Raw genomic sequence first — 26,386 nt, 5'->3', positions numbered from 1 at the left:
GTGGGACGAACTGTGGATAAGTCGTGGATGACCGGCTGCAGGCGGCGCGGGGCAAGGGCCAGGAGCAAGTGCTTGGTTTTTGAGCAGCAGAGCTGCCGACATGGGGTGGCTTCCCGTGGGGGCGAATTCATTCGCCAAGCAGGCCACGGGCCTGCCCTGGGATAACCATGGGGCAACTGCGTTGCCCTTTACGAATGAATTCGCCCCCACAGGTACAGATCAATCGCTTCAGACACTGCTCACAGAATCTGTGCAAAGTCTTGTGGATAACTCGTGGGCACCCGCGCCGGAGGCCCATGGGAGCTGGTTTCACGCCGACTGGTTGGTTATTGACCAGCCAGGTTTGATCACCAATCGCGATAAGGCTAGACCGCCGTGCGCAAGGGCTCCGGGTCGTCGCGCTGGCCGGCCAGATCACGGACGAAGAGCCCCAGCAGCTCCGACTGGCTGCCGATGCCGAGCTTGGCGTAGAGGTTCTTGCGGTGGATTTTCACCGTACCGGGGCTGATGGCCAGATGCTCGGCAACCGAAGCGCTGGAGTGGCCACGCAGGAGCATCTGCACCACCTCCTGCTCACGGGCCGTCAGCACATGGGCGCCGAACTGGTCGAAGGCTTCGCGGATCTTGTAGTCCAGGTCCTGGGCAGGACGCGGCGCATGGGCGCGGGCCAGTTCCCAGGCCTGGTTGACCACCTGCTCCACCACCGGCTGGGCGCAATCCAGCAGTTGCATCTCGTCGCGGCTGTAGGCCGGGCTGCAGGTGCTGCGCATCAGCGAAAGCACCGCCTTGGCGCCGTCGGCCAGGTCGATGAAGAAGGCGATTTCCTCGGTCAGGCCGGTCTGCTGGTAGTAGGTGACGTAGTACTCGCCCAGGTAGAAGTGATCCGGCGCGAACTGGCGCAGGCGCCAGAGGCCGGGTGCCTGGTTGCGGGTGCAGGCGAGGTAGAAGGGGTCGAGCAGGTAGGGGCCGACCTGGTAGTCCTCGACGTACACATGGCGCTTGTCCGGCGGGAAGGTGTCGAACAGGGGCAAGGGCCGGTGGTTGCCTTCGTAGACGAAGAGCACGAAATGGTCGACGTGGCAGATCTGCTGCAACCACTGGCTGAGGCCGAGCAAACGCGGACGGCCAGCGGGCAGGGCAAGCAGATGAGCGACACCGGTGGTCCAGTGTTTGAGATCCTTGTGGCGCATGTAGGAATTGCCTGAGGTTGGGCTGCGCTTCAATCACTATAGGCGTTCAGCATTTCGCACAGAAATGCAGGAAGTGAGCCAATATCCTGAAAGCCCCACAAAGCGCTCTGGCACGGGGGTACCGGGTGACGACACGCCCCCGAACGGGTAACCGATGCCCCCGAAGGCGTCACCCAATGCCACAAAAGAGGGTGGTTATAGGGCTAATCCTCGTAGCCGGACGCCCCCTCACCCCCAGCCCCTCTCCCAGAGGTAGAAGGGTGACTCGCGCCGGCTAGGGACAATCCATCCTGATGCCCATACCGGCCTGACATGAAGAAGGGAAGATGACGCCGCGCAAAGCGCCCCTTCAGGAGGCCGAGTGGAATCCTTGCGTAGGGGGACGAGCGGCATGGATGCCGCGAGAGCCGCGCAGGGCCATGGATGGCCCTGCGCGGCGGCCCCCGGAGCAAGGATGGAACGAGGGGACCCCGGCGAAGCCGGGGCCGGATGCAGGGGCAAGTTTTTTGGTTCCTTTTCACGGGGGCGGCCATCCGGCGAATGGAAAAGGGACTCGCCCGGGAGGGCGAAACAGAAACCCACAACCACTCGGAAATGAACTGAGCCGCCAACTCGAGCCAGGAGACCTGATGGGTATCGCTTCGCTCAACCCATCCTACGGCCCTGAGCGCCGCAAAAGCCTCAGCCCTTCTTCACCTTCCCAAACCCCGGCCCCTTGCGCACCGCCTTGACCTTGGGCTTCTCGCTGTCGATCCAGCGCCCCAGCGCCGCGCCCTTGCCGTCCTTGCCGGCGGCCTGCTCCTTGGGCTTTTTCGGTTTCTTCGGCTTTTTCAGGATGGCCCCGGTGGCATCGGTCTGCGGCACCCGGTGGTCCGGAACGAAACCGGGCTCATCGCGCCGCTGCAGGGTCTGCTTGATCAATACCTCGATGGCCGACAGCAGCTGTACCTCGTCGGCACAGACCAGCGAAATGGCTTCACCGGTGGCGCCCGCTCGCCCGGTGCGGCCGATGCGGTGCACGTAGTCCTCGGCGACGATGGGCAGGTCGAAGTTGACCACCAGCGGCAGGTCGTCGATATCCAGGCCACGGGCGGCCACGTCGGTGGCCACCAGGATCTGCACCTCGCCAGCCTTGAACCGCTCCAGCGCGCGCAGCCGCGAGGGCTGGGGCTTGTCGCCGTGGATCGCGTCGGCGGAGACGCCCTGGCCCTGCAGCTCGTCCACCAGTTCGTCGACGCCCTTGCGGGTCTTGGCGAACACCAGCACCTGGCCCCAGCGACGCTCCTGCAACAGGTGCAGGAACAGCTCGGCCTTGCGCTTCTTGTCCACGGTGATCAGCCACTGCTTGACGCTCTTGGCCGCCGCGTTGCGCGGGCTCACTTCGATGGACAGCGGGTCGCGCAGCAGCTCGCGGGCCATCTGGCGGATGGCGTCGGAGAAGGTGGCGGAGAACAGCAGGGTCTGGCGGCGCTTGGGCAGCGCGGTGAAAACGTCGTCCAGCTCGCGGGAGAAGCCGAGGTCGAGCATGCGGTCGGCCTCGTCCAGCACCAGCACCTGGAGCTGGTTGAACTTCACCGCGTTCTGCCGGTAGAGGTCCAGCAGCCGCCCGGGCGTGGCGACCAGGACGTCGATGCCCTTGCGCAGCTTCATCATCTGCGGGTTGATGCTCACGCCGCCGTAGACCGCGTAGTTGCGCAGCGGGAGGTGCTGGCCATAGACGCGGAAACTTTCGTTGACCTGCTCGGCCAGCTCGCGGGTGGGCACCAGCACCAGCGCGCGCACCGAGTTGCTGGCCACTTCCGGGCCTTCCTGGGTCAGTTTCTGCAAGAGCGGCAGGGCGAAGCCCGCGGTCTTGCCGGTGCCGGTCTGGGCGGCGGCCATCAGGTCGCGGCCCTTGAGGACGGCAGGAATCGCCTCGGCCTGTACCGGCGATGGGGTCTTGTAGCCGAGCGCCTCGGTGGCGCGCAGCAGGGGTTCGATCAGGCCGAGGGAAGCGAAGGTCATGGGGCAGCCACTGTGTGCGGAAAAGGCGCAATTCTAGCAGGCTGGCCAGCACCTCCGGGATCAACTGGTCTGTTGCAACACCTCTTCCTTGCGCGCTTTCCCGTCCTTGCGCTCACGCCATTGCGGCAGGCCGATCAACACCACCGCGCTGATGATCACCAGCATGGCCAGGCCTTCCTCGACACCGATGGTTTCGCCGGCGAAACCGATGCCCAGCAGCACCGCCACCACCGGGTTGACGTAGGCGTAGCTGGTGGCCGCGGCCGGGCGCACGTTCTTCAGCAGGTAGAGGTAGGAGCTGAAGGCGATGATCGAGCCGAAGAAGATCAGGTAGGCCAGCGCGCCCCAGCCTGCCAGGGTGGGGGCGGCGAGCATGCGCTCGCCGCTGAGCAGGCTGCCGATCAGCAGCGCGGCGCCGCCGGCGAGCATTTCCACCGCGCTGGCCATGGGCCCGGCGGGCAGCTTGAGGTGCTTGCTCCACATGGAGCCGAAGGACCAGGCCGCCGCCGCGAAGAGGATCAGCACCGCGCCCACCGGGCTGGCCTGGAGGTTGGAGCCGAGGTTGAGCAGGCCGATGCCGATCAGCCCGAGCAGGATGCCGGCCCACTCCAGCCGGGCGGTGCGCTGGCCCCAGATCAGCCCGAACAACAGGGCGAACAGCGGAACCGTGGCGATCGCCAGGGCGGCCACGCCGGACGCCACGCCCAGGTACTCGGCCAGGGTCACGCCACCGTTGCCGCAGCTGAGCAGCAGGAAGCCGATGGCGGCGGCGGCCTTCCACTCCTGCCAACTCGGGTTGGGCACCCCGCGCCAGCGCAGGAAGCCATACATCAGGGCGCCGGCCACCACGAAGCGGATGCCGGCCATCAGCAGCGGCGGCCAGGATTCGACGCCGATGCGGATCGCGAGGTAGGTGGAACCCCAGATCAGGTACAGGGCGAGGAAGGCCCCGACGAGCAGGAGCGGAACGCGGCGGGCAGGCATGATCGGAACTCGACAGGGGCAGGATTGAAGCGTCTATTCTATGAAAGGCGACAGGGAGCGAATAAGGCTGAAAGGCAGCTTGATCCTCCCTCAAACCTTGGAAACCACTGAATTGATGTGCTTTCAGCTTGGATTCAACAGCTACTGATTGTGGAGGTCCCTGTGGACAAGTACGACCGCCAGCTGCTTTCGGCGCTTATCGAGAATGGCCGTGCGTCCTTTGCCGACCTGGCACGCCGGGTCAACCTGTCGCCGCCAGCGGTGGCCGACCGGGTGGCCAAGCTGGAGGCCAGCGGGATGATCACCGGCTATCACGCCAGCGTGGACCTGGCGAAGGTGGGCCTGCCCATCGAGTGCGTGATCGAACTGCGCATCACCGACCGTGACTACAAGCGCACCCAGGAGGCCCTGGAAAAGATTCCGCAACTGACCCTCTGCCACCGTGTCACCGGCGACGCTTGCCTGCTGATCAAGGCGGCGGTGGCCTCGATGCCGGAACTGCAGGACCTGATCGACCAGATTGGCAAGTACGGCGCCACCAAGACCTCGCTCATCCTCTCCACGCCCTTCGAGCAACGCATTCCCGGCGTGCTGCAAGAGCGCGCCAAGGTGGAGCCGTTGCACTCGGTGCGGGGTTGAGAGCGTAGGGTGGACCACGCTTCATCGGTCCACCATCCGGGGGCCGGCATGACTCCGCTGGTGGATGGAAAAGCGCCATCCACCCAACCCATCGATCGAGGGATGTTGGGCTTCGCTGCGCTCTGCGCCAACCTACAAGGGCGGTTACGTGCCGGGGTTCGTAGGCTAGGCCCTAGCCTGCCCGGTGACGTCGGAGCGCTTCCGGAATCTTCGCCGCCGGCACCTTCTGCAGGCTGCAGAACAGCTGGTGGGAAACGTCGCCTATCCCGTGTTTTTCCCGCAGGCGGCCGGCCAGGTGCAGGGTCAGGTTGGCGGCCATCTCGGCATCGGCGAGGGCCCGGTGGGCCTTGCCGGTGTCAGGCAGGCACGCCCAGCTGTTGAGGGTGCCGAGCTTGTGGTTGGGGGCTTCGGGCAACAGGCGCCGGGCCAGCAGCAGGGAGCAGGCGAAAGGCTGCCGACGGGTGCGGCCGATGCGCGACAGCTCGAAGTCCCAGAACTTCTGGTCGAACGACGCGTTATGCGCCAGCAGCGGCAGGTCGCCGATGAAGTCGGCGGCCTCGCCCATCACCTGTTCCGGCGGCGGCGCGTCGCGCAGCATGGCGGTGCTGATGCCGGTGAGGTTCTGGATGAAGGCGGGGATCGGGAGACCGGCGTTCATCAGGCTCTGGTAGCGGTCGACTATGCGTCCGCCTTCCAGGATGACCACGCCGATCTCGGTGGCGCGGCAATGGGTCCCCGGCGTGATGCCGGTGGTTTCGAAGTCGATGACGGCTATGGGGTACACGGGAAATTCCAGGTTGAGGGCGCAGCTCAGCTGCGCAATAGCAGGTTGCCTTCGATGGGCTGGTAGCGCGTGGCGGCGCGGATCAGCGACTGCGCGGTGAGGCCCGGCACGCCATAGACCAGGGTCTCCACGCCGTGGGCCTGCGCCACCCGCTCCAGCAGCAGGTCGAAATCGCCGTCGCCCGACCCCAGCACCACCATGTCCACCCGGGGCGCGGCGTCGAGCACGTCGATGGTGATGCCGACATCCCAGTCGCCCTTGGCCGATCCGTCGCTGCGCTGGATGAAGGGCTTGAGCTTCACGTTGAAACCCAGGTTGCGCAGGATCTGCTGGAACTGTTGCTGCCGGGGGTCGCCACGGTCGATGGCGTAGGCGTTGGCTTCGACTATCTCACCCTCGGCACTGACGCTCTGCCAGAAGGCGCTGTAGTGGAAATGGCAACTGTAGGCGTGGCGCACCGTGTAGTAGAGGTTCTGCACGTCGGCGAATACTGCGATCTTCTTCAACGCGGCTCCTCGCGGCTGGATGGCGGCGACTGGATGAGGGTAGATTGCGGCCAGTATGCCAGCCTCGGGGAACGGAAAGTGGATTCGACCATGCAGAACTCGCCGGGTGCCCTGCTGATCATCGACCAGCAACAGGGTATCCGCCGCCTGGACAGGCCGCGCAACAACCCCGGGGCCGAAGAGCGCATCGCCGCCCGGCTCGCCCGCTGGCGCGAAGCCGGCTGGCCGCTGGTGCACATCCGCCACATTTCCCGCGAACCGGACTCGGTGTTCGCCCCCGGCCAGCCCGGCGCCCTGTTCCAGCCGGAATTCATGCCGCAGGCCCGCGAGCAGGTGCTGGAGAAGAACGTGCCCGACGCCTTCATCAACAGCGGGCTGGAACGCTGGCTGCGGGTGCGCGGCATCGAGGCGCTGGTGATAGTCGGCGTGGCCAGCGAGAACTCCGTGGAAGCCACGGCCCGCAGCGCCGGCAACCTGGGGTTCGCCACCAGCGTGGTGGCCGACGCCTGCTACACCTTCGCCAAGGCCGATTTCTCCGGTCGCCCGCGCAGCGCCGACGAGGTGCACGACATGGCCATGGCCAATCTCCAGGGCGAGTACGCCCGGGTGCTGTCGGCGGACGAGCTGCTGGCGGCCAGGCCAACGCCCTGAGAGCGGGCGGCTATAGTTGCAGCTAACCCCGCGCGTATCGAGAACGGGGAAGACGCCGAGACCCACCGCAAGGGTCTGTTGCAAGGAGCAAGGTGCCCGCCATGGCAGGCGGCACCGTCTGGCAGTCACTCCCAGCCACAGGCCGTGCCCCAGGCAAAAGCGCAATGCGTGCTCATGGATGCTGCCTGTTCGCCCTGCTGCTGCTCGCCACCCCCGGCCATGGCGAGACACGCCTGGTATTCAGCGCCTTTCCCGACCAGGGCCTGCCGCTGTTCCAGATCTGCAAACGCATCCTCGCCGAGGCCTACGGCCAGCTCGGCATCAGCATCGAGACCCGCGCGGCACCGGCCGCCCGCGCCCTGCAGGACGCCGAGCGCGGCCTGAACGATGGCGAGCTGTGCCGCACCAGCCTGATCGCCGAGCAACGCCACGACCTGCTGCTGATCCGCACCCCACTGTTCGCCTCCTATGCGGTGGCCTTCGCCAGCCGCCCGCTGCAGTTGCACGACTGGTCCAGCCTCAAGCCGTACCTGGTGGGCTTCGAGCGCGGCAAGGCTGCGCTGGAATTGCGCCTGAAGGGTGTTCGCCAGTCGCCCTCCAACGGTGTGGAGAACGGCATGCGCAAACTGGCCGGCGGCCGGGTGGACGTGCATGTGGAGGACTACTACTCGGGCATGTGCGTCCTGCGGCAGAACGACCTGCGCGGCATCAAGCCGCTGCGACCGGCGCTGGAGCGCTTTCCCATGCACCACTACCTCAACCCCCGTCATCGCGACCTGGCGCCGCGCCTGGAGGAAGTCCTGCGAAAAATGGCGCAGCGGGGCCGCCTGCGGGAGATCGAACGCCAGGTTCTGCAGGAAGCCGGGCTGGATGATCTGAGCCCGCCCTGAAGGATTATCATGGCCCTCCCCTCCGCCACCCACCGGAACCTCCATGTCGCTCCACGCCCGCAACCTGGCCCTGCTCGAGGAGCACGCCATCGCCTACCGGGAAGTCAGCCACGAAGCCGTGCTCGACTACCCCACCGCCCATGTGGTGCGCCAGCGCTTCGGGCTGCGCGGAGTGGAGAGCAAGAGCCTGTTCCTGCGCCTGAAGGACGGCACCTACGCCATGCTGGTGACACTGGAAGGCGCGCGGGCCGACTGGTCCCAGCTCAAGGCCCTGCTGGGCACACGCCCGAGCGTGGCCAGCGACGAGGAGCTGGTCCGTCTGACCGGTTGCGTGCCCCAGTGCGCCTGCCCCCTCGGCCATGCCGAGGACATCGTCCTGCTGGTGGACGAGGCGATCTTCCGCCACGATTACCTGATCTACTCCCCCGGTCCGCCGGAGCGCACCCTGGAAGTGGCCACCGCCGATCTCGCGCGACTGCTGCCGCAGCTGCCGAATCGGGTACTGCACTATCGTTCCGGCTGAGCCGGCCTTGGGAGGTGGCCCCGGCTTGGGCTAAAGTCCCCAAGACCGACTGCCGCAAGATGTGAATGCCCCCAGATGAATCCCTTCGAGCTGCTGCGATCCTCCTGGTACTTCCTTTCGCGCAATGCGGGCGCCATCGCCCTGCTCTGCCTGCCGACCATCCTGATCGAGGCCATCGCCCAGCAAGGCCTGGTTTCCTGGCTTGGCCCGGACAAGTCCCAGGGCGCGTCGATCATCGTCAGCATGCTGTTCTACCCGCTCTACGTCGGTGCGCTGATCATCTACGTCGACAGCCGCAGCCACCGTATCCACCTCAAGCCACGGCAGGTGCTGGAGATGGCGCTGTTCCGCTGGCCGTCCTTCGCCGTGCTGGCGGCCATCAGCACCCTGCTAATCATGGTGGGCGCCTGGCTGCTGATCATTCCCGGCCTCTACGTGATGATCAAACTGGCCTTCGCCGAGTACCTGCTGGTGCTCGACGGCAAGGCGCCGCTGGACGCCGTGAAGGAAAGCTTCGCCCTGACCCGTGGGCACTTCTGGACCATCCTCGCCTGCGTGCTGCTGGTGATGGGGCCGATCTGGGTGGTGGACTGGTTCGCCTACCGCGAACTCGGGCAAAACCCCGACCCGGTGGGCACCGTGATCCTGGAAAGCATCAACAGCTTCTTCCAGCTGTTCGTCAGCATTGCCCTGTACCGGATGTTCACCCTGGTGACGGAGCAGGCCGCCACCGAGCAATGATCCGGCTGGCCCCGCTAAGGGTGGCAACCGGACCAGGTGCAGGTGGAATCGCCACCGGCTGCTAGGCTTTCCGGGCCACTCAAGGAGGAATTTCGATGGCCGAGAATCCCAGCATCCTGTCCCACATTTCGGTGGGCACCAACGACTTCGAGCGCGCCACTGCCTTCTACGACAAGGTCCTGCCCACCCTGGGCTGCAAGCGCATCATGGAGCACCCCGGCGCCGTGGCCTATGGGCGCGAATACCCCGAGTTCTGGGTGCAGAAGCCCATCGACGGCCGCCCGGCCAGCGTTGGCAACGGTACCCACATCGGCTTTTTCGCTTCCAGCAAGGCAGCGGTGCTCGAGTTCTTCGAAGCGGCCCTGGATGCCGGCGGCCAGGGCGATGGCGAACCGGGTCCACGGGCGGAGTACGGCGAGCCCTACTATGGCTGCTTCGTCCGTGACCCGGACGGGCACAAGATCGAGGCGGCCTTCTGGGACATGGAGCTGGATGCGGGTTACGAGCTCTACGTCGAGCCCCACGCTCACTGAGCGCCGGGGCCGTAGCGCCGCGCGGCGTCCAGTACCCAGCCTTCATCGATCATCTGTCCCAGTGCCTGGGCGATCGCCTCGCGCTGCGCCTGCAGCGGACGCTGGCGGGAGAAGCCGATGAACAGCTCGGTGCGCGCCGGCGGCCGATAGGCCAGCTTGACGATGCGGCCGGCCAGTTGCGGGTCGCTCAGCAGCTCGTAGTCCACCTGGCAGTCGGTGCCTATCACCAGTTGCAAGCGCTTGTGGCGCAGCATGTCGAGCAATTGCCCTTCGTTGCCGACACCGACCTTGCGCAACGAGCGGTCGGAGTCGAAGGGTTCGAAGTAGGCCGATCCCCGTACGTAGCCGATGTCGTACTGGCCCAGCTGCGGATAGCCGGTGATGCCTTGCGCCTGTTCCGGCAAACCGTAGAAGCGCGGCGCGCAGGTGAAATAGGGACGTTCGAGGTAGTCGATGTAGGCTTCACGCTCGGGGGTCTTGGCCAGGCCGGTCATCAGGTCCGCCGAGCCCCGCTCCAGGGCCGCCAGCCCCCGCGACCAGGGCGCGCGCTGCACCTCGAAGCGCAAGCCGGTGCGGCGCTCCAGCTCTGCCAGCAGGTCCATGTCCAGGCCACGCAATTGCCCGTCGTCTCCGGCAATGCGAAACGGCGGCCAGAAATCGGTCATCACGCGCAAGGTGACCGGCTCTGCCGCGCCCGCCAGGCCGGGCAGCAGCAACAGGCCGGCTGGCCAGAGTCGGCGCCAGGCTCGCGAAAAAGCGGCCTGCATTGACCAGAGGACTACGCCCAGCTGCATGCCGGCTCCCGGATCAGTCGTTCAATTGGTTGTGGGTGCCATCGCAACAGGGCGGCGTATGGCTGTGCTTGCAGCCACAGAAATACAGGGTTTCGCTGACATCTGCATGATATTTGAGTGGCGCTAGGCCAGTACCCTTGTGCGATCCATCACAGAACGGTTGCTTCTGGCTGCGCCCGCAGCGGCACCAGAAGTAGTCCTGGCCGGCCACCACGTCCACCTCATAGGGTCCCTTGCGGGCTATCCGCACTTCGCTGTCCATTGCCTGTCTCCCGTGCGAGCCTGACTTGGGCGGCGGCAGCGGCTCGGGTATGCTCGCCCCACTTCCAGCATAGTCCCGCCCCATTCCGATGCCCCGAGTCCTGCGTTATGCCCTGCTCAGCCTGTCGGCCGTGGCTGTCGCCCTGGTCGCCCTGATCTATGCACTTACCTGGCACCCGGCGGCGCGCGAGCCGGCGATCCTGACGTGCCAGGCCGAAGCGCCGCTGCTGCAGCCCGGACAGGCGCTCAAGGTGATGACCTGGAACCTCCAGTACCTGGCCGGCAAGCGCTACGTCTTCTACAACGACCTGCCCGATGGCGAAGGCCCGGACGAGCGCCCCACCCCCGAGGACCTGGCCTACAGCCTGGACGAGGTGGTACGGGTGATTCGCGAGGAGCAGCCCGACATCGTCAACCTCCAGGAACTGCACGAGGGCGCGCGCGCGACGGACTACCAGGACCAGCTGGCCCAGCTCCAGGAGCGCCTGGCGGACCTCTACCCCTGTACCAGCCAGGCCTTCTACTGGAAGGCCGCCTTCGTTCCGCAGGCGCACATCCTCGGCAGCGTCGGCATGAAGCTGGCTACCCTCAGCCGCTTCAAGATCGAGAGCGCCGAGCGACTGCAATTGCCCTTGGCGCTGAATGATCCGGTGAGCCGGCAGTTCGACAAGAAGCGCGCCTTGCTGGTGAGCTACCTGCCGATTCGCGACGGCGGGCGCCTGGCGGTGATCAATACGCACCTGGACGCCCTGAGCGACGACCCGACCACCCTCAAGCGCCAGGTGGCCATGACCCGCGGCCTGCTCGACCAACTGCAGAGCGAGAAGCTGCCCTGGGTCCTGACCGGCGACTTCAGCCAATTGCCTACCGGCCAGTACGATCGCCTGCCACAGGTGCAACGCAGCCACTATCCCCGCAATAGCGAGCTGAAGACCCTGTGGAGCCGCTACCCGATGATCCCGAGCCTCGAGGAATCCGGTGGCGCGCAGCAGGCCCGCTGGTTCACCCACTACCCCAACGACCCACGGGTGAAGGGGCCGGACCGCACCCTGGACTATGTGTTCCACAGCCCCAACCTGACCCGTATCGAGGCGCGGGTGCGCCAGGACGATACCCTGCGCATTTCCGACCACCTGCCGCTGGCCGCGCGCTTCTTCCTGCCCTCGGTACACCCGTAGGGGCGTCCCTACGGGAAAGCCCCGCGCCTAGCGCCGGGGCTTGGCCCGGGCGGTGGGCTCGGCCACCAGGGGATCGTCCGGCCAGTAGTGCTTGGGATAACGCCCCTTCAGGTCCTTCTTCACCTCGGCATAGGTGTTGCGCCAGAAGCTCGCCAGGTCCTGGGTGACCTGCACCGGGCGCTGGGCCGGCGACAGCAGGTGCAACTTGACGCCCTGGCGGCCACCGGCGATGCGCGGAGTGTCGGCCAGGCCGAACAACTCCTGCAGGCGCACGGCGAGCACCGGCATCTCTTCGCTGTAATCCAGGCGGATGCGTGAACCGGAAGGGACCTCCAGGGTGCGCGGCGCCAATTCGTCGAGGCGTTGCGGCAACGGCCAGGGCAGCAGGCCCTGGAGCATGCCGGCGAGGTCCAGGTTGGCGAAATGGCTGAGGCGGCTTACCTTGCCCAGCCAGGGCTGCAGCCAGTCTTCCAGGCTGGCCAGCAGCGCGGCGTCGGAGAGGTCCGGCCACTCGCTGTCGCCCTTGCCGGCGAGGTCCAGGCGACGCAGCAGCGCCACCCGCGCCTGCCACTGGCGCAGCTCGGGATTCCACGGCAGCAGCTCCAGGCCCTTGCGCCGCACCAGGCCCAGCAGCGCCCGCGCCCGCATCTCGTCGTCCAGCCCCGCCAGCGCTTCGCGGGCCAGCACCAGCTCGCCGACCTTGAGTTGCCGCTCCGCGCGCAGCACTCCTTCGCGCTCATCCCAGTCCAGCAGCTCCTGACGGCTCACCTGCTCCGCCAGGGGGCCGTCGAACAGCGCCGGATCGAGGTCGGCCGCGAGGTAGATGCGTTCTTCGCGCTGCCCCTGGCGGCTGCCGAGATCGGCGATCACCAGCCAGGGCTCCTTCATCAATGCATCCGGCTCGCCGAAAGTCGCCGCGCGGCCGTTGGCCAGGCGGTAGTCGGCGCCGCCGGCCCGGCGTTGCTGGGCGATGCGGTCCGGGTAGGCGAAGGCCAGCAGGCACCCGAGCCAGCGCGGGTGCTGCGGGTCGGCCACCGCGTCGCTGGCCGGGCCGCGCAGGTAGGAGCGGAACTGCCGCGCCAGTTGGCGGGCACGTTGTACGCCGCCACGGGCACCGCGCGCAGCCCGGTCCTCGCCGGCCAGCAGGGCCACGCGGCCATGCAGGTCGGCGCCAGCGCCCCGGCCGATGTCGCGCTCGCCGAGCAGCGCGGCCAGGTCGCAGGCCAGGGCGCCAAGGCCCAGGGCCTGGCCACGTAGCAGCAGATGGGCGATGCGCGGGTGCGCGGGCAGCTCCGCCATGGCCTGGCCATGACGGTTCAGGCTGCCATCCCCGGCCAGGGCGCCGAGACGCTGCAGCAGGTCGCGGCCCTGGGCGTAGGCAGCGGCTGGCGGCGGGTCGAGCCAGGCCAGTTCATTCGGGTCGCCGACGCCCCAACGGGCCAGTTGCAGGGCCAGACCGGCGAGGTCGGCCTGCAGGATCTCGGCGCTGCCGTGGGCGGCCAGTTGTTCGTGCTGCGTCTCGGACCAGAGACGGTAGCAGGCGCCCGGCTGCAGGCGTCCGGCACGGCCGGCACGCTGGGTGGCGGAGGCGCGGGAAATGCGCTGGGTGTCCAGGCGGGTCATGCCGCTGGCGGGATCGAAGCGCGGCACCCGCTCCAGGCCGGCGTCCACCACCACGCGAACGCCGTCGATGGTCAGGCTGGTCTCGGCGATGTTGGTGGCCAGCACCACCTTGCGCTTGCCGGCCGGTGCCGGCTCGATGGCGGCACGTTGGGCGGCCAGGTCCAGGTCGCCGTGGAGCGGGCAAAGCAGGATGTCGCCGCGACCGTCCAGGCGCTCGCCCAGCTGTTCGGCGACTCTGCGGATCTCCGCCTGGCCGGGAAGGAAGACCAGCAAGCTGCCGGCTTCGTCGGCCAGGGCCTGGATCACGGTCTGCAGCACCCGTGGCTCCAGCGCCTCGCCGGGCTGGCTGGGCCGTCCCCAGCGCTGCTCGACGGGGAACATACGACCCTCGCTGCGCACCACCGGCGCGTCGTCCAGCAAGCGCGACAGGCGCTCGCCTTCCAGGGTGGCGGACATCAGCAGCACCTTCAGCGGCGGCTCGTCCCGCAACAGGGCGCGGCCGTTGAGGGTCAGCGCCAGGGCCAGGTCGGCGTCCAGGCTGCGTTCGTGGAATTCGTCGAATATCACCAGCCCGACGCCTTCCAGCGCCGGGTCTTCCTGCAGGCGGCGGGCCAGGATGCCCTCGGTCACCACCTCGATGCGGGTGCGCGGGCCGACCCTGGATTCCAGGCGGATGCGGTAGCCCACGGTCTCCCCCACCGCCTCGCCCAACTCGCTCGCCAGGCGTTCCGCGGCAGCGCGGGCGGCCAACCGGCGCGGTTCCAGCATGAGGATGCGCTGCCCCGCCAGCCAGGGCTCATCCAGCAGCGCCAGCGGCACCCGGGTGGTCTTGCCGGCGCCGGGGGGCGCCTCCAGCACGGCTTCGTGACGGGAACGCAGGGCGGCCCGCAAGTCGGGCAGGACGGCATCGATGGGTAAGGGATTCATGGACTCTCCAGGCAGGCGCGGAAGTATACCGGCGAACTGCCAGTCACTTGCCGGGGTCTGAGCGATACCAGGCAGTTTTACGGCAAGTGGCTTGGTATAGTTGCGATCTTTCGATCAGGAGATGCTCATGCGCATTGCTTCCCGTTTGATCGGCGGCGCCGTCGCCGCTGCCCTGCTAACCCAGCTGTCCGCGTGCGGCACGCTGTTCTACCCGGATCGCCGTGGTCAGATCGAGGGCAAGATCGACCCCGTCGTCGCCGCCATGAATGCCATCGGAATTCTGTTCTTCGTGATTCCCGGTCTGATCGCCTTCGCGGTCGACTTCGCCACCGGTGCCATCTACCTGCCCGGCGGCCAGAGCGCCCAGGTTTCCCCCGAGGCCCTGCGCGAAGCCATCACCGCCGACGGCAAGGTCGACACCGCCCGCCTGAAAGCGATCATCGCCCGCGAAACCGGCCACGACCTGCCGCTGGACAATCCGCAGCTGCTCCAGCGCAGCGGCAGCCTGCAGCAGCTGGCCGCCTACGGGCTGCCCCCGGCCGCCTGAGATGGGCGCGCTGGCTCGTCACTTCCAGCACCTGCTGGCCTACCACGGCTGGGCCTACCAGCGCCTGCTGGAAAGCCTGCGGCAAGTGGATGAGACGGGCTACCGCGCACCCTGCGGGCTGTTTTTCGGCAGCCTGCACGGCACCCTGAACCACCTGGCGGCGGTGGATCGCATCTGGCTGGCGCGGGTGCGCCGGGAAGCGCCGCCCTACACACGCCTGGATGTGGAAGTGGCCGCCGACCGCGAGCAGCTTGCCGCCTTCCTGGCCCAGGGCGTCCAGGCCTGGCAGGCACTGCTGGCCGGCCTGGATGACGCCGACCTGCTGACCCCACGGGATTACCGCAACATGCGCGGCGAACCCCAGCAGCGCTCCCTGGCCGACATCCTCACCCACCTGGTCAACCACGGTACCCACCACCGCGGCCAGGCGTCCGCGGCGCTATCGGCCATGGGCCTGGAAACGCCCGCCATGGACTTCATCTACTTCAAGCCGGAGCCGGCATGACTTCGCCCCGCCAGCATGCGCGACTGCTGCGCCTGGCTACCCGTGCGTCCCTCGCGGTGGCCATCACCCTGGTACTGGCCAAGGCCGTGGCCTGGGCCATGAGCGGCTCGGTCAGCCTGCTGGCCGGCCTCACCGATTCGCTGATGGACAGCGCGGCGTCGCTGCTCAACCTGCTGGCGGTGCGCTATGCGCTGAAACCGGCGGACGACGACCACCGCTACGGCCACGGCAAGGCCGAAGCCCTGGCGGGCCTGGCCCAGGCGCTGTTCATCAGCATCAGCGCCGTGCTGGTGGCGGCCCAGGCCTACCAGCGCCTGGGCGACCCGCAAGCACTGGAGGCGGAGGCGCTGGGTATCGGCGTGATGATCTTCTCGCTGTTGCTCACCGCCGGCCTGCTGCTGCTGCAACGCAAGGTGGTCCGCGCCACCGGCTCCACGGCCATCCGCGCCGACTCGCTGCATTACCGCTCCGACCTGCTGCTCAATGGCGGCATCCTCCTCGCCCTGGTATTGGCCAATGTGGGCTGGCTCCAGGCCGACGCGCTGTTCGGCCTGGGTATCGCCGGCTACATCCTCTGGAGCGCCATCGGCATCGCCCGGCAGTCGGTCGCGGTGCTGATGGACGAGGAACTCTCGCCGCAGATCAGTGCCGACATGCATCGCCTGGCCTGCACCGTTCCCGGCGTGCTCGGCGCCCACGATGTGCGCACGCGGATTTCCGGCAGCCACTGGTACGTGCAACTGCACCTGGAGCTGCCGGGGGAGCTGTCGCTGTCCCATGCCCACGCCCTCTGCGAACAGGCCGCCGAAGCCATCACCCGCCAGTATCCCCGCGCCGAGGTACTGGTGCATGCGGACCCCAGCGAAGTGGCGAAACGAGACTAGAGCAATTGCTCTAACCTCTCTAGACTCGCTCGCTGCCCAACCACAACGAGGAGTCCGCAATGCCCCTGTCCCCTTCCGCCGCCGCCCTGCTCGGGCTGGTGGCCTGGAGCCTGCTACTGGTGTTCCTGCTGGTGAACCAGCGCGGCCTGCTGGTACTGACCGGGCGGATGAAGGTCAATGTCTTCGCCGCCGATGGCAGCAACACCCCCAGCGCCTTTGGCAAGCGCCTGGTGCGTGCCCACGCCAATACCCTGGAAAACCTGCCGCTGCAGGCGGCCATGCTGATCTACGCCATCGCCGCCGGCCAAACCGCAATCACCGACCCGCTGGCCGGCCTGCTGCTCGGGGCGCGGATTTTCCAGAGCTGCGCGCACCTGATCAGCACCAGTGCGTTGTTCGTCTGGCTGCGGTTTGCCGGGTTCTTCGTGCAACTGGCGATCCTCGCCTGGTGGCTGTTGCGCCTGGCGCAACTGGTCTGACGGTCCGAGGCCGTCTCGCGAGTGAATCGACGGCCCCCCGCCACGCGCGCAACAAAAAGGGGAGCCCCTGACTGCGGGCCCCCCTTCGGGAAATTCGTCCTGTGCTGGCGATTGTGTCGCCGCTTTCGTCGCCTGCCTGATTGGGCAGTGCGGACCCGGTTGCCAGCTCGACCCGGTTGGATCGGCGGCGCCGACGCACCTGATTGGGCGGGTCGGGTGGACTTGCTGTCCGGGCCTTGAAACTGAGAGAAATCTTACGTCACGGTCCGCGACAAATGATTGCTAATATTGCTCACCACGGCATCAATTACGCAATTAATAACTAACACAGCAATATTTTCAGCAACCAAAACAAACAAGGGCCGCTGCAATGGAAAAACTCGATCGCTACGACCTGAAGATCCTCGCCGAATTGCAACGCGACGCGCGCATCTCCAATCAAGAGCTCGCCGAGCGCATCGGCCTGTCGCCTTCGCCCTGCTCGCGCCGGGTCAAGCAACTGGAGGACGACGGCTATATCGTCCGCCAGGTCGCCCTGCTCGACCGCAAGAAGCTCGGCCTCAGCCTCACCGCCTATGTGCTGATCGGCATGGACCGGCACACGCCGGAGCGCTTCGAGCACTTCCAGGAAGTGATCCGCCAGTGCCCCGAGGTACTGGAGTGCAGCCTGGTCACCGGCATGGAGGCGGATTACCAGTTGAAGGTGGTGGTGCCGGACATGGATCACTACCAGCAGTTCCTGCTGGGCCAGCTGACCCGCATCGAAGGGGTGACCAGCGTGCGTTCGAGCTTCGTGCTCAACCAGGTGCTGAGCAGCACCGAGCTGCCCCTGGGCCACCTGCGCGGCTGAACGGCCCTCGCGCGGCGGACGGCTTGGCGTATAATCGCCGCGCTTTGCTGTACCTCCGCGCGGCCCCGCCTCATAAGAGCCTTCCGGCTCACAGAATCACAAGCGCACCGCCCCGCCTTCCGCCCGGTCCTGCGACCCGGCGGGTGCAGCCTGTATTCAGTCCTCGAGGTGTGAGATGAGCCCGGAAAAATTCGAAGAGTTGATGATGACGGCGATGATCACCGTCCTGGTGGGCTTCATGGCCTTCATCGTCTGGGACCTGGCCAAGAAGTCCAAGGCCGGCCGCTTCGGCACCATGATCCTGTTCCTCGCCCTGGGCCTCGGTGTTCTCGGCTTCGTGATCAAGACCGTGATAATCGGCAGCCTGGAAGGCCTCTGATCCCCTCCTCCCCAGGCCTACGCACAATCCCAGGGCCAGCGAGCTAGAGCGAGACAAGGCGCCGGCAAGCGAGAACCGGACTGGGCTCGCACGCGAGTTTACGCCAGTAAATGAGCAGTTCGAGATTGCCGGCAACGCCGTATCGCCGACGCGCAGCAGCCCGGCCCCGGTTCACAGCTTCGCCGGCACGTCCCGGTACTCCCCCAGCCCCAGCCCATCGAGGCTCCAGGGGCCTATGCGCACCCGCACCAGGCGCAGGGTGGGCAACCCCACCGCTGCGGTCATGCGCCTGACCTGACGGTTGCGCCCTTCCCGAATCACCAGTTCCAGCCAGGCGGTGGGCACGCTCTTGCGGAAACGCACCGGTGGATCACGCTCCCAGAGCTGTGGCTCCTCAAGGCGCCGAGCCTCGGCCGGCAAGGTCGGGCCGTCATTCAGCTCCACGCCCTGGCGCAGCCGCTCGAGCTGCTCCTCGCTGGGCTCGCCCTCCACCTGTACCCAGTAGGTCTTAGGCAACTTGTGCCTGGGGTCGGCGATGCGCGCCTGCAGGCTGCCGTCGTTGGTCAACAGCAACAGGCCCTCGCTGTCCCGGTCCAGGCGCCCGGCGGGGTAGATGCCGGGAATCGGGATGTAGTCCTTGAGGGTCGCGCGGCCCTCGCCGTCGCTGAACTGGGTCAGCACGTCGAAAGGCTTGTTGAACAGCACCAGGCGCGGTTCGGCCGGCGCGGCCTTGGCCACGCGACGGGGCGCGGCGACGCCGGGGCGACGGGAAGGGGGACGGGAGGAGCGTGGTGGACGGGACATGCCTGGAAACGGGTTGGCGGTCTGGGATCAGGAGAGGCATGCTAGGTTGACTGTCCCCCCGCCGCAAGAGACAACGCCATGCCGCGTGCCCTGCGCCCCACCTGGCTGATCAGCCTGATGACCCTCGCCGGCTTCCACCGCTCGCCTTACCGGGGCCCGGTATCAGACAACTTCGACGGCAAGCGCTTCCTCAACGTCGAAGCCAGGTCCCGCAAGAGCATGAGTGCCTTCCTGCGCTGGCAGTTCAGTCGCGAGAAGCAGGCGACCTGGATCGACCAGCCCGGTCCCGAGGTGCCGCCCGAGGTGCCCGCGCGGGTGGACGGCGACGAGCTGCGGGTCACCTACATCAACCACGCCACGCTGCTGATCCAGCACCGGGGGCTGAACATGCTCACCGACCCGGTCTGGTCGCAGCGCGCCAGCCCCTTCAGCTTCGTCGGCCCCAAGCGCCATCACCCGCCAGGGCTCAGCCTGGCCCAGCTACCCCCCATCCACCTGATCATGGTGAGCCACAACCACTACGACCACCTGGACCTGGAAAGCCTGCGCGCCCTGGTCGAACGCTTCCCCCTGGCCACCGTGGTCAGCGGCCTGGGCAACGGGCCGCTGATCCGCGAAACCGGTTTCAAGAACGTCATCGAGCTGGACTGGTGGCAGGCCCTGCCACTGGACGGCGGCCTCACGCTGCACGCGGTGCCGGCGCAGCACTGGTCGGCGCGAACCCGCAGCGATACCAACGAGACGCTGTGGATGGGCTTCGTGATCGAATCACCGGACGGCCCCATCCTGTTTCCCGGGGATACCGGCCTCGGCCCCGAGTTCCGGCAGATCCATGAACGCTTCGGGCCGTTGCGCTTCGCCGCCCTGCCCATAGGCGCCTACGCACCACGCTGGTTCATGCGCGACTACCACATGAACCCGGACGATGCGGTGCAAGCCCACCGCCAGCTGGGCTCCCGCAGCAGCCTGGCGATCCACTTCGGCACCTTCAACCTGACCGACGAAGGCCAGTTCGCCCCGCCCCGGGACCTGCGCAAGGCGCTGAAGGAATGGCAGGTGGATGCCAACGACTTCCGCCTGCCGACGCCGGGTTACCAGTGGCTGATCCCGCCTGTGGACAACGCTCCGTAGGATGGGGCGGGCGGCGTTCCGCTGGGCCTGCGATACCCACCGGCCGATGTGATGGGTATCGCTCCGCTCAACCCATCCTACGAACCTCCCCGATCAACGGAAGGGGGGTTCGTCGAAGCTGCGCAGTTTGCGCGAGTGCAGCGCGTTCAGCTGGTTGCGCAACAGGTCGAGGGCCGCAATGCCGATGCGCAGGTGCTGGCTGACGGCACGCTGGTAGAAGGCGCTGGCCGAGCCGGGCAGCTTGATCTCGCTGTGCAGCGGCTTGTCCGACACGCACAGCAGCGTGCCGTAGGGCACCCGCAGCCGGTAGCCCTGGGCCGCCACCGTGCCGCTCTCCATGTCCACCGCCACCGCCCGCGACAGGTTGATCAGCGGGCGTTCCTGGGCCCAGCGCAGCTCCCAGTTGCGATCGTCGTAGGTCAGCACGGTACCGGTGCGCAGGCGCCGCTTGAGGTCTTCGCCGCGCTCGCCGGTGACCTGGGCCGCGGCTTCCTGCAGCGCCTGCTGCACCTCGGCCAGGGCCGGCAGGGGGATGTGCGGCGGCAGCACCCGGTCGAGGATGCCGTCGCGGCGCATGTAGGCGTGGGCCAGCACGTAGTCGCCGATGGTCTGGGACTGCCGCAGGCCGCCGCAGTGGCCGATCATCAGCCAGCAGTGCGGTCGCAGCACGGCCAGGTGATCGGTGATGTTCTTGGCGTTGGACGGGCCGACGCCGATGTTCACCAGGGTGACGCCGTGGCCATCGGCGGCGATCAGGTGGTAGGCGGGCATCTGGTAACGGTGCCAGACCACGGTATCGACTATGGCCTGCATCTCGCCTTCGTCCATGCCGCGCTCCACCACCACATTGCCCGGCAGCACCATGCGCACGAAGCGCGGGTCATCGCGCAACTGGTCGATACCGTGGCGAATGAACTGGTCGACGTAGCGGTGGTAGTTGGTCAGCAGGATCCAGGGCTGCACGAGGCGCCAGTCGCTGCCGGTGTAATGCACCAGGCGCCGCAGCGAGAAGTCCACCCGCGCCGCGTCGAACAGCGCCAGGGGCAAGGGATCGGTGTGTTCCCAGTCATAGAGGCCGTCGGCCACGCCGTCGGTGGCGGCGGACAGGTCGGTGCTGGGGAAGACCCGCGCCAGCTCGGCGGCGGTGACCCCGGAGCCGGCCAGCTCATCGCCCTGCTCCACCACATAGGGATAGGGAATGTTCTGCTGGCTGGTGCCCACTTCCACCAGCACGGTGAAGTCGTGCATCAGCGGCCGCAACTGCTCCAGCAGGTATTTGCGGAAGGCGTCCGGGTGGGTGACGGTAACGCTGTAGTTGCCCGGCACCTGGATCTTGGCGAAGGCACGGGTGGTGGAAGGCACTTCGCCCTGGCAACGGTAGGTGATACGCAGCAGCGGATAGCGGAACAGCGCACGCTGTTCGGCGTCCGGCTCGATGCGTTCCTTGATATAGCGCTTCAGTGCCTGACTGAGGGCGTCGGTGGCCTGCCGGTGCAGCTCGGCGAGGCGATCGACGGCTTCCTCGGCGGTTTCGGCAATCACAAAATCGTTCATTTCGAGGCTCACGGTCGGCATCCTTTCTGTTCGCTCTGGACCTATCTTGCCTGCTTGGACAGGCAAAGGCATAGAAGGATTCGGCAGGATGCACACCGCTCGTTCCCCCCGCCACGGGAGCGGGGGGGAACTGGCCCGGATCAGACCAGGTGCGGCGTCGAACGGGCGACCAGGGCCTCGACATCGGCGCCGCGCGGCAGGGTGCCGTAGACGCGGCCGTGGCCAGCCAGGCGGCTGCCGATAAAGGCGTCGGAAACGGTGGCGTTGCCGGCCTCCAGCAGCAGCTTGGCCTGCAGCGCCACGGCCAGGTCCTCGGTGAGCTGGCGGGCGCGGTACTGGATATCGGCGGTGTCGGCGAAGCCCCGCTTGAGCGCGCCGATGAAGGCCGCCAGGCGCGCATCGCCATGGCCGTCACCCAGTTCGGTGAACAGCGCGTCGAGCACGCCGGGCTCCTTGGACAGGGCGCGCAGCACATCCAGGCACTGCACGTTGCCGGAGCCTTCCCAGGTGGAGTTCACCGGCGCCTCGCGGTACAGGCGCGGGAGTACGGTGTCCTCCACATAGCCAGCGCCGCCCAGGCATTCGGCAGCCTCGTTGATCATCGCGGGGGCGCGTTTGCAGATCCAGTACTTGCCCACTGCGGTGACCAGGCGCGCGAACTTGTCCTCCTGCTCGTCGTGGGCGTTGTCCAGCGCGCGGCCCATGCGCATGGTCAGGGCCAGGGCGGCTTCGCTTTCCAGCGCCAGGTCGGCGAGCACGTTCTGCATCAGCGGTTGCTCGGCCAGTACCCGCCCGCCGACCTTGCGATGGGCGCAGTGGTGGGCGGCCTGGGTCAGGGCCTGACGCATCAGGGCGCTGGAGCCGATCATGCAGTCGAAGCGGGTCAGGGAAACCATCTCGATGATGGTGGGCACGCCACGGCCCTCCTCGCCCACCATCCAGGCCAGGGCGCCGCGGTATTCCACCTCGCTGGAGGCGTTGGACCAGTTGCCCAGCTTGTTCTTCAGGCGCTGGATGTAGAACTCGTTGCGGCTGCCATCCGGACGGTGGCGCGGCAGCAGGAAGCAGGAGAGGCCCTTGTCGGTGTAGGCCAGGGTGAGGAAGGCGTCGCACATGGGCGCCGAGCAGAACCATTTGTGCCCCACCAGTTCGTAGGCCTGGCCCGGCCCGGGGATACCCACCGGATGGGCGCGGGTGGTATTGGCGCGCACATCGGTGCCGCCCTGCTTCTCGGTCATGGCCATGCCGATGGTGGCGCCGTTCTTCTGCTCGATGGGCAGGTTGCGCGGGTCGTATTCGGTGGAGAGGATCTTCGGCAGCCACTTCTCGGCGATATCCGGCTGCAGGCGCAGTGCCGGAACGCTGGCGAAGGTCATGGTCAGCGGGCAGCCGGTACCAGCCTCGGCCTGGCTGTGCAGGTAGCTCATGCCGGCACGGGCCACCTGGGCGCCGGCGCGGGGGTCGGTCCAGGGCATGGACGGCAGGCCGTGCTCAATGGCGGCTCGCATCAGCTCGTGGTAGGCCGGGTGGAACTCCACCAGGTCGACGCGGTGGCCATAACGGTCATGGCTCTTGAATACCGGCTTGTTCTCGTTGGCGAGAAAACCCGCCGCCATCAGCGGCCCGCCGGCCAGGGCGCCATAGGCATCCAGGCGCTGGTCGGCCCAGCCACCCTGGTAGCGGCGGACCCACTCCTGGAGCGGCAGGTCGACGCGATAGAGGTTGGCGCCATCCAGTGGCGGCACCTGATTGAAGACTTCATGGGTTTCAGCGAACTCGTGCAGGCTCATCGCAGGTCTCCGGGGCAGGTTGGCCGGCGCCAAGTGCGCGCAGGCAGAAAATGACGAGGTTGGAGCAAACGGATTCGAAGTCATCCTGGCCGTGACCCGCTTCGCGCAGGGCACGGGCCGGGGGCGACAGCGGGCCGACCATGGATTCGGCGATGGCGCCCACCAGGCAGGCCGCGGTCAGGGAGATGGACGGCACCTGGAATTCACCGCTGGCGCGGCCTTCTTCCAACAGGCGGCAGAACAGATCGGCATAGGCCTCGCGGTAGAGCAGGCGCTGCTCGTCCACCGCCGGGTCCACCGGTTCGGCGATCAGGGCAAAGGCCAGGCGGCGGCTGTGCCAGGCGCGCGCGGCGAACTGGCGCAGGCCGCGCGCCAGGCGTTCGGCGGCCGGGCCTTCGCCCTGCAACACCTTGGCCAGGCTGTCCACTTCCAGTTGGCTGGCCTGGGCGAAGACTTCCGCCGCCAGTTCGCCCTTGTTGCCGAAGTGGCGATAGAGGCTACCGGTGGCGATGCCGGCGTCTTCGGCCAGGGCCTGCATGGTCAGCGCCGCGAAGCCGCCCTCCACTACCCGCGCGTGGGCGCAGGCCAGGATATGACGGCGCAATGCCTGGTCACGGTCGATTCGGGAGGCGGTGGTGCGATAGGCCATGATCTGAATCCTGATTCACTCTATTCAGTGAACCAGCATTCAGACCTTGCAGGAAGCGGGAAAAGCGCCGCGTTTGGAGGCAAATCCGCCGTGGCGGTCGCCGGGCTCGCCGCCTTCAGCCGTGGGTCCGCTCGCTCGCCAGGGGGCGGCAGAGCAGCCAGGCATGCAGCATGGCGCGCAGCTCCTCGAACTTCACCGGCTTGGCCATGTAGTCGCTCATGCCGGCCGCGAGGCAGCGCTCACGGTCGCCGCTGTGGCTGTGGGCGGTGACGGCCAGCACCGGCAGGTCGGCGCAACCGGGCATCGCGCGCAGCGCGCGGCAGGTGGCGAAGCCGTCCATCACCGGCATCTGGCAGTCCAGCAGGACGGCATCGATGGGTTCCCGGCGGATCCGTTCGAGGGCTTCGGCGCCGTTGTCGGCGGTGCACACGCGGTAGCCGAGCTTGAGCAGCATGCCGCGCGTCACCAACTGGTTGATGGCGTTGTCCTCCACCACCAGCACGGTGCATTGCTCGGGCCGGCGCCGGGCCGGGCCCTCGGGGCGGCGTGCGAGTTCCGCCTGGACCTGGGCCGGCAGCCTGAGGACGAGGTCCAGGCTGAAGGTGCTGCCATGGCCGGGCAGGGAGCGGTGGGTGAGGCTGCCGCCCAGCAGTTCGACCAGTTGCTGACTGAGGGCCAGGCCAATGCCGAGGCCGCCGTACTCACGGGTCATGGAGCCGTCAAGCTGGTAGAAGCGGCGATAGATCAGGCCATCCGGCGGACTGGCGAAGCCTATGCCGGTGTCGGTCACTTCGAAGCTCAGCGCCAGACTGCCTTCGGCCGGCGTCTGGCCGCTGACCTTGAGGCTGACACCGCCCCGGCTGGTGAACTTGATGGCGTTGTCCAGCAGGTAGCCGAGCGCCTGGCCCAGCTTGCCGGCGTCGCCTTCGAGGGTGTCCGGCAAGCGCGGGTCCAGCCCCAGCTCGAAGACCAGGCCCTTCTCCTCGGCGCGGGAGGCGAACTGCACCCGCAGGCTGTCCACCAGCCCGCGCAGGCTGAAAGGTTCGCGCCGTGGGTAGAGCTTGCCGGCCTGCAGCTCGGTCATGGCGAGGATGTCGTTGACCAGGCGCATCATGTCCCGCGCGGAACCGGCGGCGGTGCGCTGGTACTGCTGCAGTTCATCGTCCATGGGCAGGGTCTGCATCAGTTCCAGGGAACCGATGACGCCGTTCATCGGCGTGCGCAGCTCGTGGGTCACGGTGGCGAGGAACTCGTCCTTCAGGCGGTTGCTGTTGGCCAGTTCCTGGTTGAGCGCTTCGAGCTTGCGGCCGGTGTCCTGGAGGATGCGCGTGCGCTCCTCCTTCATGGCGTTGATGCGATCGGCCAGGGCCAGGGACAACAGCCCCACCTCCAGCGCCGAGCCGATCTGGCTGGCGTACATGGTGAGGAACACGTTGGGCAGGTAGCCCAGCACCATCAGGGTGTTGATCGCGCCACCGATGAGGAAGGTGCTCCAGGCGATGATGAAATAGCGCGCCACGCGCATGCCCCCGCAGCCAGGCGAGCACGCCGGCGGCGAAGATCACCACGGTGAAGATCAACGCCAGGAAGGTGGCCAGGCGCAAGGCCAGGCCGTAGCTGGCGGTCAGCGCCAGAACCATCGCCAGTCCGCCCAGGGCCATCAGGGCGAGCAGCGCGCGGTCCATCCAGGGGCTGTGGTCGTCGGTGTGCAGGAAGCTGCGCGAGAACTGGCAGCCGAACAGCACCGCCGAGCCGATCAGGAAGGGCGTCGCCGCGTTGGCCCACCAGGGATTGTCGGGCCAGAAGTACTGGATACCGGCGCCATTGACGGAAACCTGGTAGAGCCCGAACGAGGCTATATAGAGGATGTAGTAGAGGTAGCTGGTATCGCGGACGCTGAGGTAGATGAACAGGTTGTACACCAGCATCACCAGCAGCACGCCGTAGATGATGCCGAGCACGTAGGTCCGCTCGGGCTGCTCCTCGAGGAAGGCCTGGGGCGACCAGAGGGTCAGCGGAGCCTGGATGGAGCCTTCACTCTGCAGCCGCAGGTAGAGACGCGTTGGCTGGTTGGGCTCCAGCTCGACATTGAAGACGTAGTTGTTCTGCTTGATCTGGCGACTGGCGAAGGGCAGTGCGTCGCCGGTGCTCTGGGCGAGCCGGTAGCGGCCCTGGCCGTCAGGCAGGTAGAGATCGAGTCGATCCAGCGGCGGATAGGCCAGCTCCAGCAGCCAGTTGTGCCGAGCCGCGGCATCGTGCGGGCGGTAATCCAGGTCGATGCGCAGCCAGAACACCGAGCGCGAATAGCCCGCATTGAGCACGGGTTTGTCGTTACGGTGGAAACTGCTGTCCAGGGCGGCGGAGGTGATGTCGTCGATCTTGGCGTCGCCACGAACGTCTTCGAACACGTCCATGTGCTCGCCCAGCGGGAGGCTGCGCAGCTGCTCATCGAACCCCACGGCGTGGGCCAGGCCGGCAAGCAGGCAAAGGGAGAGGAAAAGGAGGATACGCATGCGGCCCCACAATGGCAGCCAGACCGCGCCAGGAAGTCCCACCTCCTTGATCGACGCGCCATCCAGGGCCAGA

At 67.2% G+C, this 26,386-nt stretch carries 26 protein-coding genes and 1 pseudogene; 14 read left to right on the top strand and 13 right to left on the bottom strand.

The genetic code is table 11. The annotated features are described in order from the left end of the window. Window positions 1-365: 365 nt before the first annotated feature. The 3 genes from PCA10_RS04190 to yedA form a co-directional block, all read right to left on the bottom strand. A complete protein-coding gene (locus PCA10_RS04190) occupies window positions 366-1,190 on the bottom strand; it encodes a response regulator transcription factor (RefSeq protein WP_041770129.1) in 825 nt (274 codons plus the stop codon). Window positions 1,191-1,871: 681 nt separating this feature from the next. Then, window positions 1,872-3,194 (bottom strand): DEAD/DEAH box helicase, encoded by a 1,323-nt coding sequence (locus PCA10_RS04185; RefSeq protein ID WP_016490781.1) that lies wholly within the window; start codon window positions 3,192-3,194, stop codon window positions 1,872-1,874. A 60-nt stretch (window positions 3,195-3,254) separates the two neighbouring features. Continuing rightward, window positions 3,255-4,178, bottom strand: a complete 924-nt coding sequence (gene yedA, locus PCA10_RS04180) for a drug/metabolite exporter YedA (protein ID WP_016490780.1) — start codon at window positions 4,176-4,178, stop codon at window positions 3,255-3,257. A 162-nt stretch (window positions 4,179-4,340) separates the two neighbouring features. Between yedA and PCA10_RS04175 the strand changes: the two genes are divergently transcribed. Continuing rightward, entirely contained in the window at window positions 4,341-4,817 is a 477-nt protein-coding gene (locus PCA10_RS04175; RefSeq protein WP_016490779.1) for an Lrp/AsnC family transcriptional regulator, read from the top strand. A gap of 172 nt (window positions 4,818-4,989) precedes the next feature. Here PCA10_RS04175 and PCA10_RS04170 read toward each other — a convergent pair whose 3' ends face one another. Together PCA10_RS04170 and PCA10_RS04165 are read right to left on the bottom strand one after the other, a co-directional pair. Beyond that, entirely contained in the window at window positions 4,990-5,601 is a 612-nt protein-coding gene (locus PCA10_RS04170; protein ID WP_016490778.1) for a 3'-5' exonuclease, read from the bottom strand. A 26-nt stretch (window positions 5,602-5,627) separates the two neighbouring features. After that, window positions 5,628-6,128 carry an NYN domain-containing protein gene (locus tag PCA10_RS04165; RefSeq protein WP_197539869.1) on the bottom strand — a complete coding sequence of 167 codons (501 nt, stop codon included), beginning with the start codon at window positions 6,126-6,128 and terminating at the stop codon, window positions 5,628-5,630. Between the two features lie 69 nt (window positions 6,129-6,197). Between PCA10_RS04165 and PCA10_RS04160 the strand changes: the two genes are divergently transcribed. The 5 genes from PCA10_RS04160 (at window position 6,198) to PCA10_RS04140 (ending at window position 9,445) form a co-directional block, all read left to right on the top strand. Continuing rightward, window positions 6,198-6,758, top strand: a complete 561-nt coding sequence (locus tag PCA10_RS04160) for a cysteine hydrolase family protein (protein WP_016490776.1) — start codon at window positions 6,198-6,200, stop codon at window positions 6,756-6,758. A 164-nt stretch (window positions 6,759-6,922) separates the two neighbouring features. Further along, on the top strand, window positions 6,923-7,648 hold the full coding sequence (locus PCA10_RS04155; RefSeq protein ID WP_016490775.1) for a type 2 periplasmic-binding domain-containing protein: 726 nt from the start codon (window positions 6,923-6,925) through the stop codon (window positions 7,646-7,648). A gap of 43 nt (window positions 7,649-7,691) precedes the next feature. After that, entirely contained in the window at window positions 7,692-8,171 is a 480-nt protein-coding gene (locus PCA10_RS04150) for a YbaK/EbsC family protein (RefSeq protein WP_016490774.1), read from the top strand. A gap of 75 nt (window positions 8,172-8,246) precedes the next feature. Beyond that, entirely contained in the window at window positions 8,247-8,912 is a 666-nt protein-coding gene (locus PCA10_RS04145; RefSeq protein WP_016490773.1) for a YciC family protein, read from the top strand. A gap of 95 nt (window positions 8,913-9,007) precedes the next feature. After that, entirely contained in the window at window positions 9,008-9,445 is a 438-nt protein-coding gene (locus tag PCA10_RS04140; protein ID WP_016490772.1) for a VOC family protein, read from the top strand. On the opposite strand, the gene PCA10_RS04135 is transcribed toward PCA10_RS04140, so the two are convergent. Further along, window positions 9,439-10,239 (bottom strand): substrate-binding periplasmic protein, encoded by an 801-nt coding sequence (locus PCA10_RS04135; RefSeq protein WP_016490771.1) that lies wholly within the window; start codon window positions 10,237-10,239, stop codon window positions 9,439-9,441. The genes PCA10_RS04140 and PCA10_RS04135 overlap by 7 nt on opposite strands. 13 nt (window positions 10,240-10,252) lie before the next feature. Continuing rightward, on the bottom strand, window positions 10,253-10,501 hold the full coding sequence (locus PCA10_RS04130) for a CDGSH iron-sulfur domain-containing protein (RefSeq protein WP_016490770.1): 249 nt from the start codon (window positions 10,499-10,501) through the stop codon (window positions 10,253-10,255). An 88-nt stretch (window positions 10,502-10,589) separates the two neighbouring features. On the opposite strand from PCA10_RS04130, the gene PCA10_RS04125 reads away from it, so the two are divergent. After that, window positions 10,590-11,678, top strand: a complete 1,089-nt coding sequence (locus PCA10_RS04125; RefSeq protein ID WP_016490769.1) for an endonuclease/exonuclease/phosphatase family protein — start codon at window positions 10,590-10,592, stop codon at window positions 11,676-11,678. Window positions 11,679-11,705: 27 nt separating this feature from the next. Here the strand turns inward: PCA10_RS04125 and hrpB are convergent, their stop codons facing one another. Next, entirely contained in the window at window positions 11,706-14,228 is a 2,523-nt protein-coding gene (gene hrpB / locus PCA10_RS04120) for an ATP-dependent helicase HrpB (RefSeq protein WP_016490768.1), read from the bottom strand. Between the two features lie 127 nt (window positions 14,229-14,355). Here hrpB and PCA10_RS04115 point away from each other — a divergent pair, with 127 nt between their 5' ends. The 6 genes from PCA10_RS04115 (at window position 14,356) to PCA10_RS04090 (ending at window position 17,872) form a co-directional block, all read left to right on the top strand. Beyond that, the gene (locus tag PCA10_RS04115) at window positions 14,356-14,775 is read left to right on the top strand and encodes a hypothetical protein (RefSeq protein ID WP_016490767.1); all 420 of its coding nucleotides are present in this window, start codon (window positions 14,356-14,358) and stop codon (window positions 14,773-14,775) included. 1 nt (window position 14,776) lies between these two features. Next, entirely contained in the window at window positions 14,777-15,280 is a 504-nt protein-coding gene (locus PCA10_RS04110; protein ID WP_016490766.1) for a DinB family protein, read from the top strand. Then, the gene (locus PCA10_RS04105; RefSeq protein WP_016490765.1) at window positions 15,277-16,164 is read left to right on the top strand and encodes a cation diffusion facilitator family transporter; all 888 of its coding nucleotides are present in this window, start codon (window positions 15,277-15,279) and stop codon (window positions 16,162-16,164) included. Before PCA10_RS04110 ends, PCA10_RS04105 begins: the two co-directional genes overlap by 4 nt. Window positions 16,165-16,223: 59 nt before the next feature. Continuing rightward, window positions 16,224-16,643 (top strand): MAPEG family protein, encoded by a 420-nt coding sequence (locus PCA10_RS04100; protein ID WP_016490764.1) that lies wholly within the window; start codon window positions 16,224-16,226, stop codon window positions 16,641-16,643. Window positions 16,644-17,013: 370 nt separating this feature from the next. Next, the gene (locus PCA10_RS04095; RefSeq protein WP_016490763.1) at window positions 17,014-17,493 is read left to right on the top strand and encodes an Lrp/AsnC family transcriptional regulator; all 480 of its coding nucleotides are present in this window, start codon (window positions 17,014-17,016) and stop codon (window positions 17,491-17,493) included. A 175-nt stretch (window positions 17,494-17,668) separates the two neighbouring features. After that, window positions 17,669-17,872, top strand: coding sequence for a DUF2788 domain-containing protein (locus PCA10_RS04090; protein ID WP_016490762.1), 204 nt, complete (start codon window positions 17,669-17,671; stop codon window positions 17,870-17,872). A gap of 171 nt (window positions 17,873-18,043) precedes the next feature. Here PCA10_RS04090 and PCA10_RS04085 read toward each other — a convergent pair whose 3' ends face one another. Next, window positions 18,044-18,676 carry a pseudouridine synthase gene (locus PCA10_RS04085; protein WP_016490761.1) on the bottom strand — a complete coding sequence of 211 codons (633 nt, stop codon included), beginning with the start codon at window positions 18,674-18,676 and terminating at the stop codon, window positions 18,044-18,046. 78 nt (window positions 18,677-18,754) lie between these two features. On the opposite strand from PCA10_RS04085, the gene PCA10_RS04080 reads away from it, so the two are divergent. Continuing rightward, complete coding sequence (locus PCA10_RS04080) at window positions 18,755-19,807, top strand: MBL fold metallo-hydrolase (RefSeq protein WP_016490760.1); 1,053 nt, start codon at window positions 18,755-18,757, stop codon at window positions 19,805-19,807. 93 nt (window positions 19,808-19,900) lie between these two features. Here PCA10_RS04080 and amn read toward each other — a convergent pair whose 3' ends face one another. The 4 genes and pseudogenes from amn to PCA10_RS04060 all read right to left on the bottom strand — a co-directional run bounded on the left by amn (window position 19,901) and on the right by PCA10_RS04060 (window position 26,313). Beyond that, window positions 19,901-21,382 (bottom strand): AMP nucleosidase, encoded by a 1,482-nt coding sequence (gene amn, locus PCA10_RS04075; RefSeq protein ID WP_394296608.1) that lies wholly within the window; start codon window positions 21,380-21,382, stop codon window positions 19,901-19,903. A 119-nt stretch (window positions 21,383-21,501) separates the two neighbouring features. Continuing rightward, entirely contained in the window at window positions 21,502-23,151 is a 1,650-nt protein-coding gene (locus PCA10_RS04070) for an acyl-CoA dehydrogenase family protein (protein ID WP_016490758.1), read from the bottom strand. Continuing rightward, window positions 23,129-23,800, bottom strand: a complete 672-nt coding sequence (locus PCA10_RS04065) for a TetR/AcrR family transcriptional regulator (protein WP_016490757.1) — start codon at window positions 23,798-23,800, stop codon at window positions 23,129-23,131. The genes PCA10_RS04070 and PCA10_RS04065 overlap by 23 nt, the downstream gene beginning before the upstream one ends. 115 nt (window positions 23,801-23,915) lie before the next feature. Further along, window positions 23,916-26,313: pseudogene (locus PCA10_RS04060) on the bottom strand (hybrid sensor histidine kinase/response regulator). Between the last annotated feature and the right edge of the window lie 73 nt (window positions 26,314-26,386).

The organism is Pseudomonas resinovorans NBRC 106553 (assembly GCF_000412695.1).
GTDB lineage: Bacteria > Pseudomonadota > Gammaproteobacteria > Pseudomonadales > Pseudomonadaceae > Metapseudomonas > Metapseudomonas resinovorans_A.
Note: the sequence above shows the minus strand (reverse complement) of the source record. Positions and strands in the feature narration are given on the sequence as shown.

Excerpts from the sequence above, each read along its gene's own strand:
- PCA10_RS04190 (WP_041770129.1), bottom strand. The coding sequence starts at position 1,190 with ATGCGCCACAAGGATCTCAAACACTGGACCACCGGTGTCGCTCATCTG.
- PCA10_RS04185 (WP_016490781.1), bottom strand. The coding sequence starts at position 3,194 with ATGACCTTCGCTTCCCTCGGCCTGATCGAACCCCTGCTGCGCGCCACC.
- yedA (WP_016490780.1), bottom strand. The coding sequence starts at position 4,178 with ATGCCTGCCCGCCGCGTTCCGCTCCTGCTCGTCGGGGCCTTCCTCGCC.
- PCA10_RS04160 (WP_016490776.1), top strand. The coding sequence starts at position 6,198 with ATGCAGAACTCGCCGGGTGCCCTGCTGATCATCGACCAGCAACAGGGT.
- PCA10_RS04155 (WP_016490775.1), top strand. The coding sequence starts at position 6,923 with ATGCGTGCTCATGGATGCTGCCTGTTCGCCCTGCTGCTGCTCGCCACC.
- PCA10_RS04150 (WP_016490774.1), top strand. The coding sequence starts at position 7,692 with ATGTCGCTCCACGCCCGCAACCTGGCCCTGCTCGAGGAGCACGCCATC.
- PCA10_RS04145 (WP_016490773.1), top strand. The coding sequence starts at position 8,247 with ATGAATCCCTTCGAGCTGCTGCGATCCTCCTGGTACTTCCTTTCGCGC.
- PCA10_RS04140 (WP_016490772.1), top strand. The coding sequence starts at position 9,008 with ATGGCCGAGAATCCCAGCATCCTGTCCCACATTTCGGTGGGCACCAAC.
- PCA10_RS04135 (WP_016490771.1), bottom strand. The coding sequence starts at position 10,239 with ATGCAGCTGGGCGTAGTCCTCTGGTCAATGCAGGCCGCTTTTTCGCGA.
- PCA10_RS04130 (WP_016490770.1), bottom strand. The coding sequence starts at position 10,501 with ATGGACAGCGAAGTGCGGATAGCCCGCAAGGGACCCTATGAGGTGGAC.
- PCA10_RS04125 (WP_016490769.1), top strand. The coding sequence starts at position 10,590 with ATGCCCCGAGTCCTGCGTTATGCCCTGCTCAGCCTGTCGGCCGTGGCT.
- hrpB (WP_016490768.1), bottom strand. The coding sequence starts at position 14,228 with ATGAATCCCTTACCCATCGATGCCGTCCTGCCCGACTTGCGGGCCGCC.
- PCA10_RS04115 (WP_016490767.1), top strand. The coding sequence starts at position 14,356 with ATGCGCATTGCTTCCCGTTTGATCGGCGGCGCCGTCGCCGCTGCCCTG.
- PCA10_RS04110 (WP_016490766.1), top strand. The coding sequence starts at position 14,777 with ATGGGCGCGCTGGCTCGTCACTTCCAGCACCTGCTGGCCTACCACGGC.
- PCA10_RS04105 (WP_016490765.1), top strand. The coding sequence starts at position 15,277 with ATGACTTCGCCCCGCCAGCATGCGCGACTGCTGCGCCTGGCTACCCGT.
- PCA10_RS04100 (WP_016490764.1), top strand. The coding sequence starts at position 16,224 with ATGCCCCTGTCCCCTTCCGCCGCCGCCCTGCTCGGGCTGGTGGCCTGG.
- PCA10_RS04095 (WP_016490763.1), top strand. The coding sequence starts at position 17,014 with ATGGAAAAACTCGATCGCTACGACCTGAAGATCCTCGCCGAATTGCAA.
- PCA10_RS04090 (WP_016490762.1), top strand. The coding sequence starts at position 17,669 with ATGAGCCCGGAAAAATTCGAAGAGTTGATGATGACGGCGATGATCACC.
- PCA10_RS04085 (WP_016490761.1), bottom strand. The coding sequence starts at position 18,676 with ATGTCCCGTCCACCACGCTCCTCCCGTCCCCCTTCCCGTCGCCCCGGC.
- PCA10_RS04080 (WP_016490760.1), top strand. The coding sequence starts at position 18,755 with ATGCCGCGTGCCCTGCGCCCCACCTGGCTGATCAGCCTGATGACCCTC.
- amn (WP_394296608.1), bottom strand. The coding sequence starts at position 21,382 with ATGCCGACCGTGAGCCTCGAAATGAACGATTTTGTGATTGCCGAAACC.
- PCA10_RS04070 (WP_016490758.1), bottom strand. The coding sequence starts at position 23,151 with ATGAGCCTGCACGAGTTCGCTGAAACCCATGAAGTCTTCAATCAGGTG.
- PCA10_RS04065 (WP_016490757.1), bottom strand. The coding sequence starts at position 23,800 with ATGGCCTATCGCACCACCGCCTCCCGAATCGACCGTGACCAGGCATTG.